Origin of the sequence: Clostridium intestinale DSM 6191 (assembly GCF_900130055.1) — a bacterium.
GTDB lineage: Bacteria > Bacillota > Clostridia > Clostridiales > Clostridiaceae > Clostridium_T > Clostridium_T intestinale.
Map to the genome: position 1 here is coordinate 300,454 of NZ_FQXU01000006.1, position 2,022 is coordinate 302,475.

Sequence of the window (2,022 nt, forward strand, 5' to 3'; positions counted from 1 at the left end):
GGAGTAACTGGAACAACTGGTGAAACCGGAGCTACTGGAGTAACAGGTGAAACCGGAGCGACAGGAGCAACAGGAGTAACTGGTGAAACCGGAGTAACTGGAGCAACTGGTGAAACAGGAGTAACAGGAGCAACAGGAGTAACTGGTGAAACCGGAGTAACTGGAGCAACAGGTGAAACCGGAGTAACAGGAGTAACAGGAGCAACTGGAGAAACCGGAGCAACAGGAGCGACAGGTGAAACTGGAGTAACAGGAGTAACAGGAGCAACAGGGGCAACAGGTGAAACTGGGGTAACTGGGGCAACCGGAGCAACTGGAGAAACCGGAGCAACAGGAGCGACAGGAGCAACCGGAGCTGGACTTGCTGGATTAGTAGCATTTGATCCTGTAGAAGCACCAAATTATCAAACAGGGCAAGTAGTAACCTACAATGGAGGAACTTATATAGTTACAAGTATACTTCCAGCTGGAACTCCAGATACTTCTTCAGATTATATAGCAATGGCATTAGCAGGAGCAACAGGAGCCACTGGAACATCTGTTTTGACAGAAGGATTTGCGGCTTTCTTACCAACATTTACAACAGCAGCAAGTACTCAGTTAACTGGATGGACTGTTACCAGTCCATACTTTACAAGTGCTAGCTTTGACCCAACGACTGGTATTTATACAGTACCTGCTACTGGAAGATATAATATAGAAGCTACAATTAATTTTGCAACAACAGCAGCGATAACTGTATCGTTAGGAGATGGAATTGATCCAGCCCTCACAGTTCGTAGAATTACGCCAACTACAACTGACTTAATAAGTGGATTGTTCCCACTTCTTAATGTTAATGTTGCTTTAGTATTAACATTAAGAGCTATATTAGGAAGTGGTACAGTAACATTATCCGGAGAAGTCGAGTTGACTGCAGGAGATACTGTCGGATTATTCTATGAAGCAGATGGATTAACGATTCCTTTGGATATTGGAGGAGGAGCTCCAGGGACTATATGGAGTATAAATCATCTGACTTAAAAGTTGATAGAAAGTAATATTTTGCCCCTTGGTATATATTTTATAATTTAGACCAGGGGGCATTTTTATATGAAAATAAAGTTTATAATTTTTATAATAATTTTCGAATATATAAGCTGTTATGTTTTCTTGTAATTACTATATTTTTACATTAATACATATAAAAGTATATAAAAATACACTGAAATACATCAATTGTAACTATGCTCTTGTTGTAAACATATTATAAAATGACAAGCTTTAGGTTAAATAAGACCATAAGCTAAATTTTATATGTAAGGAGGAAAATTATGAGTAATATAGCTTTACAGCTAGAGCGTTTAGCAGTAGAAAATATATCATCTGGATCAAACATTATTTTTGACAATATTGTTTACTCAGCAGGAAATGTTAGTTATAACCCAGTAACAGGAGTAATAACATTTAATGAAGCAGCAAGGTATGTTCTTAATTGGTGGGTAGCGGTTCAAACTGCAACAGCTCCAAATTCAGTTATATTTGCAGCTGTATCTTCACAGGGAGATATTTTAGAAGGTAATATGCCTATTAAAACAGGTGAAGTAGTAGGGTTTGGTATTATAGAGGTTAGTACAGCGCCTGTTGCTCTGACATTAGACTATATTGGATCAGGTACAGCAATTTTAGCTTCTACTGTTCCAGTAAAAGCAACTATGGTTATAGTAGAAGATGATATTGTTAGTCCAACAGGTGGTACTGGAATAACTGGAACAACAGGAGCAACTGGAACAACTGGAACAACTGGAGCAACAGGAATAACTGGAGTAACAGGAGTAACAGGAGTAACAGGAGTAACTGGAGTAACAGGAACAACTGGAGCAACCGGAGCAACCGGAGCAACAGGAGCAACTGGAGTAACAGGAATAACTGGGGTAACAGGAGCAACAGGGGTAACAGGAATAACAGGGGTAACAGGAGCAACAGGAGTAACTGGAGTGACAGGAGTAACTGGAACAACTGGAACAACTGGAGCAACAGGAG

General features: G+C 39.9%; 2 pseudogenes. Both read left to right on the plus strand.

What is annotated here, in order from left to right:
- Nucleotides 1-1,023: pseudogene (locus BUA92_RS23020) on the plus strand (collagen-like protein); the annotation flags it as partial.
- Between the two features lie 290 nt (nt 1,024-1,313).
- Nucleotides 1,314-2,022, plus strand: a pseudogene (locus BUA92_RS23275) (hypothetical protein); the annotation flags it as partial.